Origin of the sequence: Rheinheimera sediminis (genome assembly GCF_004005375.1) — a bacterium.
In the GTDB taxonomy this organism is placed as follows: Bacteria; Pseudomonadota; Gammaproteobacteria; order Enterobacterales; family Alteromonadaceae; genus Pararheinheimera.
Genome location: NZ_RZUF01000020.1, coordinates 17,694 through 37,368, shown reverse-complemented (window position 1 = coordinate 37,368; position 19,675 = coordinate 17,694). Strand labels below are relative to the sequence as shown.

Annotated in this window: 21 protein-coding genes; 6 read left to right on the top strand and 15 right to left on the bottom strand. The window is 46.8% G+C overall.

The window, feature by feature from the left end; genetic code table 11:
- Positions 1 to 92: 92 nt before the first annotated feature.
- The 3 genes from EMM73_RS14385 to EMM73_RS14375 are packed head-to-tail and all read right to left on the bottom strand — an operon-like array spanning position 93 to position 1,890.
- Positions 93 to 539 (bottom strand): GFA family protein, encoded by a 447-nt coding sequence (locus EMM73_RS14385; protein ID WP_127687444.1) that lies wholly within the window; start codon positions 537 to 539, stop codon positions 93 to 95.
- Positions 540 to 598: 59 nt separating this feature from the next.
- Positions 599 to 1,393 (bottom strand): PhzF family phenazine biosynthesis protein, encoded by a 795-nt coding sequence (locus tag EMM73_RS14380; RefSeq protein ID WP_127687442.1) that lies wholly within the window; start codon positions 1,391 to 1,393, stop codon positions 599 to 601.
- Between the two features lie 26 nt (positions 1,394 to 1,419).
- Positions 1,420 to 1,890, bottom strand: a complete 471-nt coding sequence (locus EMM73_RS14375) for a YehS family protein (RefSeq protein ID WP_127687440.1) — start codon at positions 1,888 to 1,890, stop codon at positions 1,420 to 1,422.
- Positions 1,891 to 2,026: 136 nt separating this feature from the next.
- Between EMM73_RS14375 and EMM73_RS14370 the strand changes: the two genes are divergently transcribed.
- Positions 2,027 to 2,500: a LabA-like NYN domain-containing protein gene (locus EMM73_RS14370; RefSeq protein ID WP_127687438.1), complete on the top strand. Its 474-nt coding sequence runs from the start codon at positions 2,027 to 2,029 to the stop codon at positions 2,498 to 2,500.
- 77 nt (positions 2,501 to 2,577) lie between these two features.
- Positions 2,578 to 2,919 carry a zinc ribbon domain-containing protein YjdM gene (locus EMM73_RS14365; protein WP_127687436.1) on the top strand — a complete coding sequence of 114 codons (342 nt, stop codon included), beginning with the start codon at positions 2,578 to 2,580 and terminating at the stop codon, positions 2,917 to 2,919.
- A gap of 167 nt (positions 2,920 to 3,086) precedes the next feature.
- Here the strand turns inward: EMM73_RS14365 and EMM73_RS20605 are convergent, their stop codons facing one another.
- A complete protein-coding gene (locus EMM73_RS20605) occupies positions 3,087 to 3,344 on the bottom strand; it encodes a GFA family protein (protein WP_458351831.1) in 258 nt (85 codons plus the stop codon).
- 148 nt (positions 3,345 to 3,492) lie between these two features.
- Between EMM73_RS20605 and EMM73_RS14355 the strand changes: the two genes are divergently transcribed.
- Complete coding sequence (locus EMM73_RS14355) at positions 3,493 to 5,229, top strand: DUF4153 domain-containing protein (RefSeq protein WP_127687434.1); 1,737 nt, start codon at positions 3,493 to 3,495, stop codon at positions 5,227 to 5,229.
- Between the two features lie 21 nt (positions 5,230 to 5,250).
- Here the strand turns inward: EMM73_RS14355 and EMM73_RS14350 are convergent, their stop codons facing one another.
- The 11 genes from EMM73_RS14350 to EMM73_RS14300 form a co-directional block, all read right to left on the bottom strand.
- A complete protein-coding gene (locus tag EMM73_RS14350; RefSeq protein WP_261373446.1) occupies positions 5,251 to 5,916 on the bottom strand; it encodes a polysaccharide deacetylase family protein in 666 nt (221 codons plus the stop codon).
- A 31-nt stretch (positions 5,917 to 5,947) separates the two neighbouring features.
- Positions 5,948 to 6,838 (bottom strand): sterol desaturase family protein, encoded by an 891-nt coding sequence (locus EMM73_RS14345; protein WP_127687430.1) that lies wholly within the window; start codon positions 6,836 to 6,838, stop codon positions 5,948 to 5,950.
- A 24-nt stretch (positions 6,839 to 6,862) separates the two neighbouring features.
- Positions 6,863 to 7,390 carry a GNAT family N-acetyltransferase gene (locus EMM73_RS14340; RefSeq protein ID WP_127687428.1) on the bottom strand — a complete coding sequence of 176 codons (528 nt, stop codon included), beginning with the start codon at positions 7,388 to 7,390 and terminating at the stop codon, positions 6,863 to 6,865.
- Positions 7,387 to 7,812 carry a hypothetical protein gene (locus EMM73_RS14335; RefSeq protein ID WP_186435237.1) on the bottom strand — a complete coding sequence of 142 codons (426 nt, stop codon included), beginning with the start codon at positions 7,810 to 7,812 and terminating at the stop codon, positions 7,387 to 7,389. Before EMM73_RS14335 ends, EMM73_RS14340 begins: the two co-directional genes overlap by 4 nt.
- Positions 7,813 to 7,883: 71 nt before the next feature.
- Positions 7,884 to 8,645, bottom strand: a complete 762-nt coding sequence (locus tag EMM73_RS14330) for an SDR family oxidoreductase (RefSeq protein ID WP_127687426.1) — start codon at positions 8,643 to 8,645, stop codon at positions 7,884 to 7,886.
- 38 nt (positions 8,646 to 8,683) lie between these two features.
- On the bottom strand, positions 8,684 to 9,574 hold the full coding sequence (gene mmsB / locus EMM73_RS14325) for a 3-hydroxyisobutyrate dehydrogenase (RefSeq protein ID WP_127687424.1): 891 nt from the start codon (positions 9,572 to 9,574) through the stop codon (positions 8,684 to 8,686).
- Position 9,575: 1 nt separating this feature from the next.
- The gene (locus EMM73_RS14320) at positions 9,576 to 10,727 is read right to left on the bottom strand and encodes an enoyl-CoA hydratase/isomerase family protein (RefSeq protein ID WP_127687422.1); all 1,152 of its coding nucleotides are present in this window, start codon (positions 10,725 to 10,727) and stop codon (positions 9,576 to 9,578) included.
- A 10-nt stretch (positions 10,728 to 10,737) separates the two neighbouring features.
- A complete protein-coding gene (locus EMM73_RS14315) occupies positions 10,738 to 11,511 on the bottom strand; it encodes an enoyl-CoA hydratase (protein ID WP_127687420.1) in 774 nt (257 codons plus the stop codon).
- Positions 11,512 to 11,617: 106 nt separating this feature from the next.
- Positions 11,618 to 12,775: an acyl-CoA dehydrogenase family protein gene (locus tag EMM73_RS14310; RefSeq protein ID WP_127687418.1), complete on the bottom strand. Its 1,158-nt coding sequence runs from the start codon at positions 12,773 to 12,775 to the stop codon at positions 11,618 to 11,620.
- 187 nt (positions 12,776 to 12,962) lie between these two features.
- Positions 12,963 to 14,459, bottom strand: a complete 1,497-nt coding sequence (locus EMM73_RS14305) for a CoA-acylating methylmalonate-semialdehyde dehydrogenase (RefSeq protein ID WP_127687416.1) — start codon at positions 14,457 to 14,459, stop codon at positions 12,963 to 12,965.
- Positions 14,460 to 14,693: 234 nt separating this feature from the next.
- Positions 14,694 to 15,878: a thiolase family protein gene (locus EMM73_RS14300; RefSeq protein ID WP_127687414.1), complete on the bottom strand. Its 1,185-nt coding sequence runs from the start codon at positions 15,876 to 15,878 to the stop codon at positions 14,694 to 14,696.
- Positions 15,879 to 16,147: 269 nt separating this feature from the next.
- On the opposite strand from EMM73_RS14300, the gene EMM73_RS14295 reads away from it, so the two are divergent.
- The 3 genes from EMM73_RS14295 to EMM73_RS14285 all read left to right on the top strand — a co-directional run bounded on the left by EMM73_RS14295 (position 16,148) and on the right by EMM73_RS14285 (position 19,658).
- On the top strand, positions 16,148 to 16,579 hold the full coding sequence (locus tag EMM73_RS14295) for a MerR family transcriptional regulator (protein ID WP_315851047.1): 432 nt from the start codon (positions 16,148 to 16,150) through the stop codon (positions 16,577 to 16,579).
- Between the two features lie 101 nt (positions 16,580 to 16,680).
- Complete coding sequence (locus EMM73_RS14290; protein WP_127687413.1) at positions 16,681 to 17,850, top strand: isovaleryl-CoA dehydrogenase; 1,170 nt, start codon at positions 16,681 to 16,683, stop codon at positions 17,848 to 17,850.
- A gap of 200 nt (positions 17,851 to 18,050) precedes the next feature.
- Positions 18,051 to 19,658 carry a carboxyl transferase domain-containing protein gene (locus EMM73_RS14285; protein ID WP_127687411.1) on the top strand — a complete coding sequence of 536 codons (1,608 nt, stop codon included), beginning with the start codon at positions 18,051 to 18,053 and terminating at the stop codon, positions 19,656 to 19,658.
- Positions 19,659 to 19,675: the final 17 nt, after the last annotated feature.

Here is a 19,675-nt window from a genome sequence, read left to right as displayed (position 1 = left end):
TGGCAACCATCATTATAGGACCTAACTATAAACAAGGACTTAACCAGTATAAAAATAGCATTGAAGCAAGAAGCCTTATTTACTCCAAAGCCTTAAGTTGTGCTAAATGCCGCGAAAACTTCAGCGCCGGTCAGTTCTTTGGTTTGGTTAGCAAAACAGTACCAGTCTGGTTTTTGCTCTATGAAAATCTGATGATCGAGCACCAGATTAGTCAACGGGTCCAATAAACCCACAGGAATGAAATACTGACCATTTTGTTTCAGCCGGTAAAACAAATGCGTGCCACAGTTGTTGCAAAAGCCGCGCTCTGCCCAGTCAGAAGAATTAAAAGTGGAGACAAAACAAGCTCCATCCAGTTTGACCTCTGTGCCAGCATCAAGCGTAAATAGCGGCCCGCCGCCCCACTTCTGGCAATACTGGCAATGACAAACTCCGGCCTGCACTACCACTGCGCCTGCCTGAATTTTCACTTTGCCACATAAACACTGACCATGAGCTTTTTGCAATGAAGGCTGAACTGTTGCAGAGGACGCTGACATACACCACTACCCGCTAGAGACTATACAGAGTATCAGCCTACTGGATTTTGTTTTAGCTGTTAAGCAATTGTTGCAATAAGCCGGGTCAGATGCGGTAAATTCACAGCCTGAGCCTTTAAATGCAGCTGTTGAGTGTTGATGGCGACCGAAAAACAGGCATCAATCAGCGAAAGTTGCCGCACTTTAAACTCAGTACGACCGGTTTTTTTAAACCAGTAAGGAGCCAGTGAACATTGAGCCGAACCTGTGGCTATATCTTCGTTGATACCAATGCCAGGGGCAAAATAACGTAATACATAGGTATCTGGTGGGCTAAAGGCGCTAACAATCAATGCATGTTGTTCTAATTGTTGTATCAAAGTGAAATCGGGTTGAAATTGCTGTACTGCCTGCTCGTCGGCAAGCACCAGTACTAAATCGCGGGTCTGAAAATAATCGATGCTCTGACAAGCCAGTAAAGCCGGGGGTAATTCAGTTTGTGTTTCAGGGCACGGCAGCCACTGTGGTAAAACCATCTGCAAAGCAGAAAAACTGGCTGTTACTTCTAAATCGCCATGCTGGCTTAAAAACTGATAACAGCCCTCACCTTGAAGCTGACGCACCAATGCAGCCGCAGCCAAAGTGCCATGGCCACATAAGTTGATTTCCTGCGAACAGGAAAACCAGCGGATCTGGTATTGATAAAGGGCATCAGCAACAGGCACTATAAAAGCTGTGACCACCTGTTCGGCTTCAGACGCAATAGCCTGTAACACATCAAGATCAGGCCAATGGCTTAATAAAGCGCAAGCCGCCGGGTTACCCTTAGTTGGGTTGTCAGTAAATACTTTAAAAAATTGCAGCTGCGCTTCCATGCGTTCGGCCCTGTGAACTCTCGCCTTTAGTCTTCCGAGCTTTCGCGGTATTTGATCTGCACAGCTTTTATAAAGTTACGCAGAATTTGATCCTGACACTGACGAAAATGATGATGATCTGCGCGGCGGAAAAACGCACTTAATTCAGGCTTACTGACACGAAAACCAATATCCGTCATCATTTGTACTATGTCGTCGTCTTTTAAATCCAACGCAATTTTTAACTTACGGAAAATAATATTGTTGTTTAAACGGCTTTCAGGCACGGGTTGTTCGCCATCTTTACGACCGCGTTTTTCGATGATCAAGCCATTTAAAAAGTTGGCTAAAGTCACATCATCACAAGGCTGAAAGGCTTCATCTTCATCTTTTTTCAGCCAGTCACTGACTTGAGCCCGGCTCACTGTTAAGCCAGCATGGCCAAATAAATTCATCATTTGTTGATCGCCAAAATCAAAGGCGTAACGTAAACGGCGTAAAACATCGTTGTTATTCATAAAAATTCGCAAAGCGCTCCAGTCAAGTTGCCAGCATTTTAACAGACACAAAGCGTTGCTGGCTGATTTTCTTTCAGGGTTTCAAGCAGATGCCATGCTATAGTCGGGCTAATCTTGTTTTGGGTTCTGTTTTTTTATGACTAAAATCGCCGTTTTTGTCGATGTACAAAACATCTACTACACCACCAAGCAGGCTTACGGCCGCTCTTTTAACTACCGTAAGTTTTGGCAGCAATTACAGCTTAGAGGTGACATCAGCTACGCCTATGCCTATGCCATTGATAAAAAAGACGATCAGCAAATTAAATTTCAGGACGCTTTGCGTCATATCGGTTTTGAAGTAAAACTCAAGCCTTTTATCCAGCGTGCCGACGGCTCTGCCAAAGGCGACTGGGATGTTGGTATTACCATTGATGTTTTAACCTTAGCGGCCGAAGTTGACACTGTCGTCTTGTTATCCGGTGATGGCGATTTTGATTTGCTGTTGCAGGCAGTGTACAAACAACATGGGGTTGATACAGTGGTGTACAGTGTGCCCGGGCTAACAGCTCAGTCGCTGCAACAAAGCTGCGCTCTGTGGCGCCCTATCGAAGCGGACTTATTGCTGTAAAACCCTGTAAAAAATAGGGCCTTTCGGCTACACTACGCGCCCTTTTAAAGCTGTACCGAATTAAATCAGGACCCGTCATGAGCCAATTCCCTGCCTGCCCACAATGCAATTCTGCTTATACCTATGAAGACAATAGTCTGTTTATTTGCCCTGAATGTGGCCATGAATGGTCGACAACTGCCGCTGCTGATGCAGTTGAGGGCGAAAAAATCATCCGTGATTCAGCTGGCAATCTATTGCAGGATGGTGACACTGTCACCGTGATCAAAGACTTAAAAGTTAAAGGCTCCTCTTTGGTGGTCAAAATTGGTACTAAAGTCAAAGGTATAAGGTTAGTGGAAGGCGATCACGATATCGACTGTAAAATTGATGGTTTTGGCGCTATGAAGCTAAAGTCTGAGTTTGTTAAAAAGCAGTGATTTGAACACAAAAGGGGCAGGGGTAAAACCCTATAGGTTCCGAATTGGATGTTGGACGGGCGGGGATAAACCCGCGCCCCTACTGGCTTTGCTTACCGTCGTATTGATGGATCTCTAACGCATCCAGATCAATATCCTGTAAACAGCGTACATTTATAGCTGCGACTTCATTGCCTTCTGGATCCACACCTAAGCCAAAAGGTGAACAACCACACAGGGCAAAACTGATGTTTTATTTTATGAGTATTAAAAGTGTAGCTGGTTAATGGCTGCTCAGTGTTTAGCATCGTCAGATTGCTACCAGGTACAAAGTTCAGCAAATAGCCTTTTCTGCTACAGATTGAACAGTTACAACTTAAAGCAGAGCTGATATCAGCCTCCACCTGATAAGCCACAGCACCGCAATGACAACTGCCTTGGTACATCATAGTAAAGCCTTGTTTTTGCTTTAATCCCTGTACACTATGACGCAAATCATCTATTTTCAACCTGCACTGCACCAGGAACTCAAGCCGTATTTGTGCTCAATACAGAGCAGTGCTATCCAGCCTTTATCAACCTCAGGGAAGACCTATGTCAGGCCAACAACAGTTACCCAGATCCATGATGCTCCTGCTTGCTTTACTGCAGGGATTGTCGCTTTATCTGTTGCATCAGTCGATCAGTTTTGACTTTTGGCCGTCGACCCAACCAGAGTGGCTGTTTTTCCTGTATAGCCTGGTTTTTGTTGCACCTTTAACCTTGTTACTGTCACTGGAAAAAGGCCAGGAACTGAAACTAGCGCTGCGCTTAGTGCCTTTTGCTTTGCTTATTGCCGTTCTTGGTTTTTATGCAGGTTTACAGGTGACGCCACTCGAACATATCAGTGCTCAGCCTCTGCTGTTTGGCTTTATCTTCTCCATGCTGATCGCCAGCTTTAAAGCCTTGCTGTACATCCAACAGCAGGCGTCTGGCATGCCATTGAGTTACAGCCTGCTGTTCCTATACTCCTGGCGTAATTTTTTAACTCTGGGATTGTCTCTGCTTTTTACTTTGGCCGTTTGGGCCGTGCTGATGTTGTGGGCTGCTCTGTTTAAAGTGATCCAAATTGAGTTTTTCACTGACTTATTTGCCAAACCATGGTTTTATTACCCCACTCTGAATCTGGCGTTTGGCTTTGGCGTTATTATTTTTCGTAATCAAGCCAGTGTGATTGACACTATTACCCGTATTCATCAAGCGCTGATGAAGTTTTTGCTGGTGATTTTGGCACTGGTTTCTGTACTTTTTATGCTGGCCTTGCCCTTTACCGGCTTAGACCCCCTATGGAAAACAGGATATGGCAGTTTATTGATTTTATGGCTGCAGGCCTTGATGTTGTTTTTCGTCAATGCGGTGTATCAGGCCGAAGCCGACAGCCGCCCTTACCCACTCTGGTTACATCGTGCCATCTTCCTTGCGATAGCTTTGTTACCTGTCTATAGCCTGATCGCCTGTTATGGCCTGATGCTGAGGGTGGAACAATATGGCTGGAGCGTTAGCCGCTGCTGGGGTTTTGTGTTGTGGGCCTTATTGGCTTTATTTTCTGTGGGTTATTTGTGGGGCATACTGAAAAAACGTGATCTGTGGTTACAGCAATTAAGCTGGGTCAATCTGCGGATGGGACTGGTGGTATTGGCAGTGATGCTGATTGCAAACTCCCCTCTGCTGGATTTTCGCAAAATAACACTAGAGAGCCAACTGGCTCTCTTACAGGATGGACGCACAAGTTTGACAGATCTTGATCTTCGCTATTTCCGCTACAACCTGGCAAAGCCAGGTTATGACGCTTTGCAGCAGTTAAAAGCAGATAAGGCGAACACTGATCCTGCCCTGGTGCTGCGTATTGATGCTTTGTATAACCCTGACCGGCATTCCGAATTACCTGAAGAAAGCAGTACCGAACAGCGACAACAGTTTCTGGCAGCCTTGAGTCTGCCTCAAGCAGTGCAACTGCCTGAAGCGTTAAAATTGGCTTTGTACCAATGGCAACAGGAGAATCGCTGGCAGCTGCAGTATATCAGCCAGTACCATTTGCGGCCTTTGGATTTGAATAATGACGGCCAGCAAGACTATGTGCTGTTAACCTACTCTCATCAGTCTATCTCTGCAGTGTTATTTAGTTTAAAAGAGGGGGAATGGCAAAGCACTGCCATGACGTCCAGCACTAAAGCAGAGCCTGATATAACACAGCCAGAGCCACAACTTGACGCTTTAGAATTAAAAACCATTCCGCCACAATGGCCATTATTGCAAGTGGGCGACAAAACGTTTCAGGCAATACAGAATTAATCTGCCGAAACAGTACAGAAGTTATTGCGATGCGCGCAGTTCAGACACTGTGACCATACGATAACCTTTTGCTTTTAAGCCTTTGATGATCAGTGGTAAAGCTGCGCGGGACGCCTCGCGGCTTTTGTACATGACATGCAGTAACACAATGGAACCAGGCTGAACATTCTCCAGTACATAACTGGCAATGGCTTGCGGATCCTCGGCTATATCGCCATAGCTTTCAGGCTCCAGATCCCACATCACAGTGGTTCTGTTGGTCTGAGCCAGATACCAGGGCAGCATAAACAGCTTTTTGCCATAAGGTGGCCGGAATAAAATGTCGCCTTGAAAACCAGCCTCGCGAATTTGCTGATCCGTCCCTTCTATTTCACGGCTAATATCATCTAAAGACATCAACAGCATCCGGTTATGAAACCAGCTGTGATTGCCAAGCTGATGACCAGCAGCCACTATTTGTTTGGCTTGAGTCATGTAACGTTGGCTTTCTGCACCCGTGACAAAAAAGGTCGCTTTGACCTGATACAACTCTAATAGCTGCAAAATACCGGCGGTGTACTGTGGTGTTGGGCCGTCATCAAAAGTTAATGCCACCAGCTTTTGTTCTGTGTCCACCTTATCAACAAGCTCACCAAACAGCTGAAACTGCCTGCTGGATGAGAGCTGCCAAAGGGTGATTAAGGTCACCAAAAGCAGCAGAACAAGTTTCAGCCATAGCTTAGTATTTAGCATGTTGCTGCTCAGCCGTTGCATCAGTGGTTGGTGTTGGCGCATCCGACAGCATGACGTCTGCAAAAGCTTCTGGTGGACCAAATAAGAGTTTAAATTTATTACGCCAGCCATGCAGCCGTGGCCATAACAAGGTGACTTTTCGCCATTCATAAAAGGTAATAGTAATAGGGTTATTCGACTGAAAATCGTCGGTAATGCCATAACGACAGGCTTCTTCTTCTGGCACAAAAGTACCAAAGAGCCGGTCCCAAATCACTAAAACCCCGGCATAATTGCGGTCTATATACTGAGGATTACAAGCGTGGTGCACTCTATGCCAGGCCGGAGTATTCAGCACCCAGCCCAAAATGCCCCAGTGTTTACCAGATTGAGTATGCACAAAAAACTGAAAGGCTAAGTTAATTGCCACTACAGCCAGCACCAGTTGTACTTCAAAACCCAGCAACACCAGCGGTAACCAGAATAACCACATGCCAGAAATTGGATAAGTTAAAGACTGACGAAAAGCTGTGCTGAAGTTCATTAAACGGGAGCTGTGGTGCGCCACGTGAGAAGCCCATAACCAGCGCACTCTGTGCGCGCAGCGGTGAAACCAGTAATACAAAAAATCCTGAGCGATAAAAACTAAAAACAAGTTCAGCGCCGAAAACTCAATAGAAAACAAGGCGAACTGCGATAACCATAACATCAGCGGCAACAGCACCAGCAACGCAATAAAATCGCCCGCCTGATGCAAAGCGGCTAAAGCAAAGTTAGCTGCTGTATCACGCCATTGGTACAAGGCTTTGCCGCGTTTTTCGCTATGAAGCCATTCAAAAGCAATAAAGATGAAAAAAATTGGGCTCAGTAGCAACAAAATAAACTCAACTGGGATCACGCTGTTACTCCTGTGCCATCACTTTTAAGTTGTTTTTGTGTAGATTAAATCTGCAAAAAATTTACCACCTATCTGATAGCCATTATGCTGGCGTTCAATCAGGCTGAAACCACATTTTTCCAGCACTCGGCCTGAGCCAAGATTGCCCTCAGTTACCACGGCCTGCCACTGTTTCATGCCAAGTTTAGCCCCGTAGTCCAGGCAGGCTTTTAACGCCAAAGTCGCATAGCCTTTACCGAAAAACTCTGGTAAAAATAAATAGCCTACTTCAGCTGTTAAAGGCGCATCGATATCAGACTCTAAGCAATGAAAACCACTGATACCAGTCGCAGCACCACTTTGTTTTTCCACAACCACCAGACTCAACCAATGCAGATCACCGGCTTGCCAAGGACGTAGACGCTCCTCAAAACGCTGACGAATTTGCTGATCAGATAGAGGGTCTGCGACATACTGCAGCACTTGTTCATAGCGATGTAACTCGAGGAATAAAGGCCAATCGGTTTCAGTCAGCAAACGCAACGTCAAACAGCCAGCGTCTAGCGGTTTCATGGTTTCCTCTCTACTTCTGTCTTAGTGCTATGGTCAGGGTCTTGGTGTTTACTGTCTTGTTGACTGACTTGTACATAGTCCCAAACTCCCTGCTCCTCCAGCAAGACTTTGCCAGAACTGCCTATCACCTGTAATACCCCAGATTCATGCACCAAATAACGAATACGCCCATTGTTGAACTGATAGCCTAAAAAGCGACATGGTGTTATGCCATCAGCACAAAGGCTATGCCAAGCCGTGCCTGTTAATTCGATACTGGCACCTGAGACTTTAGAGGTGCCTCTGTATATCACTTGGGGACACCGCACTTCACCCTCAGGACATAGTTGCTGGATTTCTACTTTGTAATTGGGAGTATCCAACTGATGAGCCACACCAGAGGCAGAGTAAAGAAACAATAAAACAGGGAAAATAAGTTTCATTAAACATCTCTCTGGGGTCAGGCCTTGAATGTTGAATCTCTTTGCAACATTCAAGGCCTGCCCCCTCAACTCTACATACTAATACCGCCATCCACTTCGACGACACGGCCAGTAAAGAAGTCGTTTTCAAAAATATACTTCGCAGTATGAGCAATTTCGGTGGCCTCGCCTAAACGACCCACAGGCTTCATTGCGACTAACCGATCACGGGCTTCAGGTTTCATCGCATCTGTCATCGCAGTGCGGATCACACCTGGAGCTATAGCACCCACACGAATACCGTAACGACCTAACTCACGAGCCCAAGTCACAGTCATAGCCACTACACCGGCCTTGGAGGCTGCATAGTTGGTTTGACCCATATTGCCTGAACGAGCTACGCTCGACATATTGATAATCACACCTTTACGGCCTGATTTCACCATTAAAGCCGCGGCTTCTCGGCCACATAAAAACACGCCCGTTAAATTCACGTCAATGACTGACTGAAACTGTTGATGCGACATTTTGCTGACCAGCGCACCGTCTTTGAACTTCAGCAGCAAACCATCACGCAGAATACCAGCGTTGTTAATCAGGCCATCAATAGCGTCAAAATCTGCTGCAATAGCAGCAAAGGTCGTTTCGACACTATCTTCATTGGCAACATTACAAACATAAGTACGCACAGTTACACCAGTGGCTGCCAACTCATCTTTAGCTGTCGCCAATTGCTCTGCATTCATATCCAGCAAAGCTAAATGAGCGCCTTCAGCAGACAACATCCGGGCCATTTCTAAACCCAGGCCCTGAGCACCGCCTGTCACTACTATGATTTTGTCTTTTAAATTCATTATCTTATTACCTGTAAAAACGGCCAGCCTCAGAACGCTTAGTTCTTTTTGGCAAACATCTGAAAAATACCTGAGAAATCTTCTTTACCGTGGCCCTGACGCTGATGCGCCACATAGAGGCTACGAGCTAAAGTTCCCATTGGAGTACTGGACTGGCTGGACAATGCGGTTTCTATGGCTAAAGACAAATCTTTTGCCATTAGATCCACCATAAAACCACCCTGATAGCCATTGCTTGACGGCACATTTGGCATCACACCGGGGCATGGATTATACAGCTCTAAAGTCCAGTTACGGCCTGAGCTTTTCAGCATAATATCGGATAAAACCTTTGGATCCAGACCATTGTCTATGCCCATTTGCAGCGCTTCGCTGGTGCCTACCATTAAAATAGACAACAGCATATTGTTACAAATTTTCGCGACCTGACCAGCCCCAACATCGCCGGCGTGGAACAGATTTTTACCCATAGCAGCTAATACTGGCTGAGCACGCTGAAAATTATGCTCTGAACCACCTACTATAAAAGTTAAAGTGCCAGCTTTAGCTCCACCTACACCACCTGATACAGGAGCATCGATAAAGGCTATGCCCTGTTCTGCCAGTTCAGCACCTACTTTGCGGGCTGTGGCAGCGTCAATAGTAGAACAATCAATCACCAGCGTATCTTTGCCAAGCACTGAAGCTATGCCCGTCTCGCCTGTATACACCATAGCAACATGCTTACCAGCAGGCAGCATGGAAATAACAAAATCAGCACCTGTTGCGGCTTCTACCGCAGAAGCGCAGGCTTTCGCGCCTTCAGCGGCCAGTTGAGCTAAAGCAGTTTCGGATAAATCAAAAGCCTGGACCTTAAAACCTGCTTTTAATACATTACTGGCCATTGGGCCGCCCATATTACCTAAACCAATAAATGCAACTGTACTCATATCAATGCTCCAATGAACCTAAATGGTTTAACGGGTGTAACTCGGCACTCCAGGGCGACAGAAATAGTTGATCTATAACCTCTGCCGGAACTTCGGACACAGTTTTATAACTCCAGTCTGGCTTTTGATCTTTATCAATCAATAGTGCCCTGACGCCCTCTGTAAATTCACCTAACTTGCCACATTGCACGCTTAAACCCAGCTCCAGCCGAAACGAATCTGCCAGAATTTTGCTTTGGCCCAGTTGTAATAAGCGATAGACAATATGAGCGGTGATAGGGCTGCCGTAATTCAACGAGGCTTTGGCTTTGGTGAGCCAGGCGTCTTCATTCGGCATAGCCAGAATAAGCTCAACAGCCTGTTGCAAAGAGGTAGCTCTCCCCACTGCACTGATGGAGCTCTGATGCAAACGTATTTGGCTGGGTGGCATCTGACTTCGGCACATATCTTCTATGCCCAATAACAAGTCTGTCAGCTTCTGATGATTCAGCGCTATGGTATTACCCCATTTCACCTGGGTTAATTTATCCAGTACAGCAGCTTTTTTATCATGAGTTAAAAAATGGTCGGCTAAATCTATGAGTTTGGCATCGGCTGAATTGATGGAAGCACCTGTTAAACCAAGGAACAAACCACAGCCTTGCGGCATGCGGTTTAAAAACCAGCTGCCACCCACATCAGGGTATAAACCTATCGCCATTTCCGGCATAGCGATACGGCTGCTGGCTGTGACTATACGGTGCGAGGCACCTGCCATCAGGCCTAAACCACCGCCCATCACTATGCCATTGCCCCACACCAGCACTGGTTTCTCAAAGGTATGAATTAGGTAGTCTAGACTGTATTCTTTGGTGAAAAAATCTTCGACATAAGGTTGATAGCTATCAGGAGCTGCTTTCATCGCTTGATACAAATCGCGAATATCGCCGCCGGCGCAAAACGCTTTATCACCGGCCCCCTGTAACACAACCAAAGCAATATTTTTGTCATTTTTCCATTGCTGCATTTGTGGCAACAACAGCTCTACCATTGGCAAACTCAAAGCATTCAGCGACTTTTCTGAGTTTAAGGTGGCAATACCAATAACTTTTCCGCCGACACAAGCGATTTCTTCAAACAGCACAACATCCTGCTGAATTGTGGTTTCTGTCATTCTATTTACCTTATCCATTAATCCAGCTGGCTTTACGTTTTTGTAAAAAAGCCTGCACCCCTTCGACCTGATCTTTGGTATCAAACAACTTGACAAACAGCTCTCGCTCTAAGGGCAACGCCGTTTGCACAGGAGCACTACGTCCCTTTTGGATCAGCTGTTTACAGGCTGCCACTGCAGGCGGGCTTTGCTCTGCTACTTTGTCTGCAAGCAGTAAAGCCGCTTCCAACGCCATGCCAGTGCCTACCACTTCTTCGACTAAACCTATTTGTAAGGCTTTGTCGGCGCCAATTCGTTCCCCACAGAGGATCATACGTTTAGCCCAGCCTTCACCGACCAATATAGCCAGATTCTGAGTACCACCGGCGCAAGGTAATAAACCTACTTTGGCTTCAGGTAAAGCCATTTGCGCCTGAGCTTCAGCAATACGGATATCACAAGCTAAAGCCACTTCAAGGCCACCACCCATGGCATAACCATTAATGGCGGCAATAGAGACTCCACGAAAAGCAGTTAAGGTTTCAAAGGCTTCACCAAAAATGGCTGACATATCAGCAGCAACAGCTTTGTCGCCAGAGGCAAACAGATTTAAATCAGCACCAGCAGAGAAGAATTTTTCACCTTCACCTGTGATCACTAAGGCGTAGATAGTTTTGTCCTGCTCCAAAGATTTCACCGCATCACGCAATTGCGTCAGGGTGTCTTTGGTCCAGGTATTGGCAGGAGGATTTGCCATGGTAATTAAAGCGGTATGGCCGCGTTTTTCGAGTTTGAGTTGTGCCATAAAATCTCCATTTAAACCGGGCTTTTTATAAGCTTTTACCGGTTAGCTTTAATCTTTAAATAACACAAAGCAGGCTACTCACCTGCTTTGTTCAGGGCTGTACCTTTTAAAGAATATCGCTAGCTGCTTCGTCCAGTAAACGACGACCAATAATCAGTCGCATAATTTCATTGGTGCCCTCTAAAATCTGATGCACCCGAACATCACGGAAATGCCGCTCCAGCGGATATTCTTTGATATAACCATAACCGCCGTGAAGCTGCAGCGCCTGATCACACACCTGGAACCCCACATCTGTAGCGAAACGTTTGGCCATAGCACAATAGGCTGTTTTTTCCGGATCGTCAGCATCCAATTTAAAAGCTGCCAAACGCACTAATTGACGGGCAGCGACCAGTTCTGTTGCCATATCAGCCAGTTTAAACTGCAAGGCCTGAAACGCCGCCAGTGGCTTACCAAACTGCTGACGTTCCAGCATATAGTTACGAGCCGTATTTAAGGCTTGTTGCGCTGTACCAATAGAGCAAGTGGCGATATTAATACGGCCACCGTCTAAGCCTTTCATTGCAAAGCCAAAACCTTCGCCTTCATTGCCGAGCAAGTAATGAGCCGGAATACGCACATTATCAAAAGTGATTAAGCGGGTTGGCTGAGCATTCCAGCCCATTTTCTCTTCGGCTTTGCCGTAAATGACGCCTTGTGCATCGGCTGGTACGATAAAAGCGGAGATGCCTTTAGGACCGGCTTCACCGGTGCGTGCCATCACTACTAACACTTCAGTTTCGCCAGCACCAGAGATAAACATCTTGGAGCCGTTCAGCACATAATGATCGCTGTCTTTTTTCGCACTAGTGCGTAAAGAGGCTGCATCTGAACCAGAACCAGGTTCAGTTAAACAATAAGACGCCAGCTTTTCGCCCGTGACCAACACTGGGCACCACTGGGCTTTGGCAGCTTCAGTGCCCCACGTGGCTATCATCCAGGTCGCCATATTATGAATAGTGAGCATGGCAGTTGTTGCAGTGCAGCCCATAGACAGCTGCTCAAAAATAATACTGGAATCTAACCGGGATAAGCCCAGGCCACCTTGATCTTCAGGCGTATATAAAGAACAAAAACCCAGCTCACCGGCTTTTTGGATCACATCTTTTGGAAAATGATGATCCCGATCCCAAGCTGCGGCATGTGGTGCCAGCTCTTGTTCAGCGAATTGTTTGGCGACCTCAACAAAGGCCTTTTGATCGTCTGTTAAATTAAAATTCATCACAACACCCTAGGATTGGCAACAGAACAGTGTCTATGCACTTTGATGTACCTGCTGATTGTTCTTCATACGTTTATACGCATTTAATCTGGCTTGGTTGTTTGCCTTCAGGCTTTTTTCCTCAGGCTTTTTTAAAGAAGCGCTCTGATTTGGAACAGAAAAACAGAACGCTTTTACCCTGTGCGACTTAACGCAGGTTAATCGACATATTTGGGCCTGACACCGGAATGGAGTCGTCAAACCAACGGGCTGTGATGGTTTTAGTTTCTGTGTAGAAACGCACCGCTTGTTTACCATAAGCATGTTGATCGCCATAGAACGAGCCTTTCCAGCCTGTGAAAGAGAAAAATGGCAGGGGCACAGGAATTGGAATATTAATACCAACCTGACCTACTTCAATTTCATGCTGGTATTTACGCGCTGCTGCACCGCTGGCAGTAAAAATAGAAGTGCCATTGCCGTATGGGCTGTTGTTGACAAGCTCAATGGCTTCATCCAAAGAAGCTGCATTGACGGTTGCCAACACGGGGCCAAAGATCTCTTCTTTATAAATGGTCATATCAGCAGTGACGTCACTAAATACGGTAGGACCAACCCAGTTGCCGTTTGGATAACCAGCCACTTTGACGTCTGAGCCATCGACTAAACAGGTTGCACCTTCTACTTTGCCTTGTTCTATTAAAGACAAAATGCGCGCCTTAGCTTGCGGACTGATTTGTGGACCGTAGGCTGCTTCCGGATCCGTGTAGACACCAGGACGAACTTTGGCGATAGCAGCAGCCACTTCAGGGATCCACTGCTGCGAATCACCAACAAAAACAGCCACAGAAATCGCCATACAACGCTGACCTGCAGCACCTACTGAAGCACCAACTAACGCATTAATCACCTGCTGTTTATTGGCATCTGGCATCACCACCATATGGTTTTTGGCACCCGCAAAAGCCTGTACTCGTTTTAAATGATCAGTGCCAGTTTTATAGATGTACTGGCCCACATTGACAGAGCCAACAAAGGAAATAGCTTTGATGTCCGGGTGACGTAATAACACATCCACCTGCTCCTTGTTGCCATGCACTACCTGCAGTACGCCTTTAGGTGCGCCAGCTAAAGCAAAGAGCTCAGCGATTTTATTCACTGTCATCGGATCTTGTTCAGAGGGTTTTAAAATAAAAGTGTTACCGCAGGCGATAGCCATTGGGAACATCCACAGCGGGATCATAGCCGGGAAGTTAAAAGGTGTAATACCAGCACAAACGCCTAAAGGCTGAATATAGCTGTAGGTGTCAATGCTGCGCGCTACGTTTTCAACCGTCTCGCCCATCATCAAAGAGGGAATGTTGGCGGCCTGCTCTACCACTTCAATACCACGCCAGACATCACCTTTGGCATCTTCCACTGTTTTACCTAATTCACGGCAAATAATGTCGGCAATTTCAGCCTGATGTTCTTTTAATAAATGGGCAAAACGCATCATTAAACGGGCGCGTTCTGATACCGGCACTTCTTTCCAGCTTTTAAAGGCTTCTTTGGCGGATGCTATAGCAAAAGCCATTTCTTCTGCTGTAGTGCAAGGCACTTGAGCTATCACGTCCTGCGTAGCAGGATCTGTGACCGGAATAAAACGTTCGGACTTGGACGGGACAAATTCACCGTTGATAAATAACTGAACCTGGTGGGCCATAATACTTCTCTCCCCTTTATAGCCTTCGTACTTGACGCCACAGCGGCGTTGACTGCGCTTCTCCCCGGTCAGCTAGCATAACTATTTTACTGAGGACTGATTCGCTTGTCGCCTTGCTGTAACGCCAATTACTTTGGCTATTGTGTTATTGGATTAAACCTGTTGATTTAAATATATTTTTTATTAAATTTTTAAAGCAAAAGGCGCAGTTTTTACCGCGCCTTTTTTAATTTATTACGGCAGCTCTACCGCTAAAGCTACTGCTTCGCCGCCACCTATGCATAAAGTAGCGATACCACGCTTTAAACCACGTGCTTTTAAAGCATGAATTAAAGTCACCAGAATACGGGCACCTGAAGCACCTATAGGATGACCTAAAGCACAAGCGCCACCGTTGACGTTGACTTTGTTGACGTCAAGCTTCAGCTCTTTAATCGCCAGCATAGTCACCATGGCAAAAGCTTCGTTAATTTCCCACAAGTCCACATCGGAAGTGGCCCAGCCTAATTTGGCTAACAGCTTAGTCACAGCGCCTACCGGTGCTACAGTAAATAGCTCTGGTTCCTGCGAATGGGTGGCATGACCAACGACGTGAGCCAATACAGTTTTGTTTTGTGCTTTGGCGTCATCAGAGCGCATCAGCACTAAAGCTGCGGCGCCATCAGAAATAGAACTGGAATTCGCCGCAGTGATAGTGCCGTCTTTGGCAAAAGCTGGTTTTAAGGTAGGAATTTTGTCGACTTTCGCATTGCCAGGTTGCTCGTCTGTGGCAAAAGTCACTTCACCTTTACGGGTCTGGAAAGTCACAGGGGTGATTTCTTCAACAAAAGCGCCAGAGCTTATCGCTTGTTGTGCCCGGGTTAACGACAATACAGCGTAGTCGTCCATCTGAGTGCGGCTGAAATCATGCTCGTCAGCCGTTTTCTGGGCAAAACAGCCCATGGCTTTGCCGTCGTAGGCGTTTTCCAGGCCGTCCAGCATCATATGATCTTTCACTTCGCCATGGCCCATGCGCATACCGGCTCGGGCTTTTGGCAGAATATAAGGAGCGTTTGACATCGACTCCATGCCACCAGCGACCACTACATCAGCAGAACCAGCGCGTAACAGATCTGAAGCTAACATCACAGATTTTAAACCTGAACCACAGACCTTATTGATAGTGGTCGCACCGGCAGACAAAGATAAACCAGCTTTTAACGTAGCCTGACGGGCTGGAGCCTGACCTAAGCCAGCAGGTAAAACACAACCCATAATAACTTCGCTGACCTTGGCGCCATCAATAGCCGCGTGTTCTAAGGCAGCTTTAATAGCCTGAGCGCCTAAATCAGTGCTGCAGACGTCAGACAAACCGCCCAAAAATCCACCCATCGCCGTTCTTTTGGCTGCCACTATGGCAATTTTTTCGTGCTGCGCCATGTTCATTTCTCCGTCGTTCAGAAGCATGATGAAAAAGTTTGGCCTGAGACTACACCAAATTTACGTTTACGCCAACGTCAACCACTTAACGCTATGGTGCTATGACCAGTGAAAGGTTCATAAAAATGCACGCTCTGTAGCCGTCTTTTGGCACCTTAACTTTACAAAGGTCTGGTCAAACCTGTCGCCAGCCCTTATTTGACGCGAACACAGCTTTACCTTTACGTAAACTTCACTTATAGTTATCGCCACTTTACCGGAAGGCCAATATGACTGTTCAAGCGACTGCCCAAATGACAGAAAAAGACGATAAAACCTACAGCATCAGCGAACTGGCAAAAGAGTTTGATATCACTACCCGCAGCATTAGGTTCTACGAAGATCAGGGGTTAATTACCCCTTTGCGCCAGGGGCAAACCCGTATTTACAGTCGCAGAGACAGGGTACGTCTGAAACTGATTTTGCGTGGCAAACGGCTGGGTTTTAGCTTGTCAGAAACAGGCCAATTGTTTGAGTTGTACGATGCAGATAAAAGCAGCGTGACTCAATTAAGTACCATGCTGAAATTGATAGAACATAAAAAAGCTGAGCTGCACCAACAGATGGACGACATCAAAGTAGTGCTGATGGAATTAGTGACAGTAGAAAAACGCTGCCGCGAAACCCTGGACCAGGCCAAGCAAATCAAAGAACCGAATTAAATAAAAAACACATTTACACAAAATCAAATCAAACAGTGCCCAAAATAGTTGGCGTTGCAGTCATGCAACCAGAGACGAAAGGCAAACGGGGATAGACCGACATGATTAGCACATACAAAACATTAAATTACGATCTGGGCGAAACCGTCGACATGATCCGTGAACAGGTCAACAGCTTTGCCCGTGACGAAATAGCGCCTCGTGCAGCACAAATCGACCATGACAATGAATTCCCAAATGACTTATGGCGCAAGTTTGGCGACCTGGGTTTATTAGGTATCACTGTCGATGAGCAATACGGTGGTTCAGGTATGGGTTACCTGGAACATATAGTCGCAATGGAAGAAATCAGCCGGGCTTCTGCTTCTGTGGCTTTGTCATACGGTGCGCATTCGAATTTATGTGTTAATCAAATTGCCCGCAACGGCAACGAAGCGCAAAAACAAAAGTATCTGCCGAAGTTATGTTCTGGTGAACATATTGGCGCTTTGGCGATGTCTGAACCCAATGCCGGTTCAGATGTAGTCTCGATGAAACTACGCGCAGATAAGCAAGGTGACCGTTATATTTTAAACGGCAACAAAATGTGGATCACTAACGGTCCTGACGCTCATACCTATGTGATTTACGCCAAAACCGATATCAATGCCGGCTCGAAAGGCATGACAGCTTTTATTGTCGAGCGTGGTTTTAAAGGTTTTAGCCAGGCACAAAAACTCGACAAGCTGGGTATGCGCGGTTCAAACACTTGTGAACTGGTGTTTGAAGACTGCGAAGTACCGGAAGAAAACGTATTAGGCACCATAGGTACAGGCGCCCGCGTGCTGATGTCTGGTCTGGACTATGAACGTGTCGTGTTATCCGGCGGTCCGCTTGGCATTATGCAAGCCTGTATGGATGTAGTTGTGCCTTATATCCACGACCGCAAGCAGTTCGGCCAATCCATTGGTGAATTCCAACTGGTGCAAGGCAAAGTAGCTGATATGTACACCAAAATGAATGCGGCCCGCGCTTATGTCTACACAGTCGCCAAAGCCTGTGATCGCGGTGAAACTACTCGTAAAGATGCAGCTGGCGCGATTTTATACAGCGCTGAGCTGGCCACTCAAATGGCATTGGATGCCATCCAGCTGTTAGGCGGCAATGGCTATATTAATGAGTACCCTACAGGGCGTTTATTACGTGATGCCAAACTGTACGAAATCGGCGCTGGCACCTCAGAAATTCGCCGTATGTTAATTGGCCGCGAGTTATTTAACGAATCGAATTAAATAGAATCCTGACAGGCTCAACCGAACGTTGGAGAAAAGCCGGACTAAACAAGCAGACCGTAGAGCGCCATGGATGGCAGCGACACGAGCCCCCCATGGATGGGTTCACGGGCGTGTCAGCGTTTTAGTCCGGCTTTTCTTAATCCAAACACCAACGGAGCCTCAACCCTACTGAATCCCGATAGCCAAAGGTGGTGAACGTGGCCAGACTGAATAGCAAAATTAATCCACGCAGTGACGAATTTATCCAGAACGCTCAGGCGATGCAACTGCTGGTGGATGATTTAGAGCAAAAAGTGCAACAGATTAAATTAGGCGGCGGCGAAGCTTTAATTGCCCGTCACACATCACGCGGCAAGCTGTTTGTGCGTGATCGTATTCAAAAACTGCTGGACCCGGGCTCTCCCTTTTTAGAAGTAGGCCAATTTGCCGGCTGGGAATGTTATGACGACTATGTACCAGCTGCTGGTGTGGTCGCAGGTATTGGCCGGGTGAATGGTGTCGAGTGCATGATTGTGGCCAACGATGCTACGGTTAAAGGCGGCACTTATTATCCGCTGACGGTAAAAAAACACTTACGTGCGCAGGAGATTGCCGAAACCTGCATGCTGCCTTGTATTTATCTGGTCGACTCAGGTGGCGCTAACCTGCCCCGTCAGGACGATGTATTCCCTGACAAACTGCACTTTGGCCGTATCTTTTTTAATCAGGCTCGTATGTCCGCCAAGGGTATTCCACAAATTGCGGTAGTAATGGGCCTTTGTACTGCTGGTGGTGCTTATGTACCGGCCATGGCGGATGAAAGTATTATTGTTAAAGATCAGGGCACTATCTTTTTAGCAGGCCCACCTTTAGTTAAAGCTGCCACAGGTGAAGAAGTGACAGCAGAAGAGTTAGGTGGCGCTGATGTGCACTGTAAAATCTCTGGTGTGGCCGACCACTATGCGCTGAATGATGAACATGCGCTGCAACTGGCGCGTAATGCCGTCAGTCGTCTCAATCATCAAAAACCAGTGCAAGGTGACGTGCGCCCTGTCGAAGCCCCACTTTATGATGCCAGTGAGCTGTACGGTATTGTCGGCACCGATCTGAAAAAGCCTTTTGATGTACGTGAAGTGATAGCCCGACTTGTCGATGCCTCTGACTTTGACGAATTTAAACAGTTTTATGGCGCTACTTTAGTCTGTGGTTTTGCCCGTATTTTTGGCCAGCCCATTGGCATAGTGGCCAATAACGGTATTCTGTTTTCTGAGTCAGCGCAAAAAGGCGCGCACTTTATTGAGCTTTGTGCCCAGCGCAAAATTCCACTGTTGTTCCTGCAAAACATCACAGGCTTTATGGTCGGTAAAAAATACGAAGCCGAAGGTATTGCCAAACACGGCGCCAAAATGGTGATGGCTGTGTCTTGTGCCAATGTGCCGAAATTTACCGTATTAATTGGCGGCTCTTATGGCGCTGGTAACTATGGTATGTGTGGCCGCGCCTATGACCCAACCATGATGTGGATGTGGCCCAATGCCCGAATTTCCGTGATGGGTGGCGAACAAGCTGCTGGTGTAATGGCCACTGTGACGAAAGACGCCTTGGCACGTAAAGGCGAAAGTTTAACCCCTGAAGCCGAACAAGCAATACGTCAGCCTATTGTCGCCCAGTACGAACAACAAGGTCACCCTTATTATGCCAGTGCGCGGTTATGGGATGACGGCATTATAGACCCGGCACAAACCCGTATGGTGGTTGGCCTGGCTCTGACCGCAGCGCTGAATGCGCCTGTCGCCGAATCCAAATTTGGCGTGTTCAGGATGTAATGGCCAGGAGTAGACAC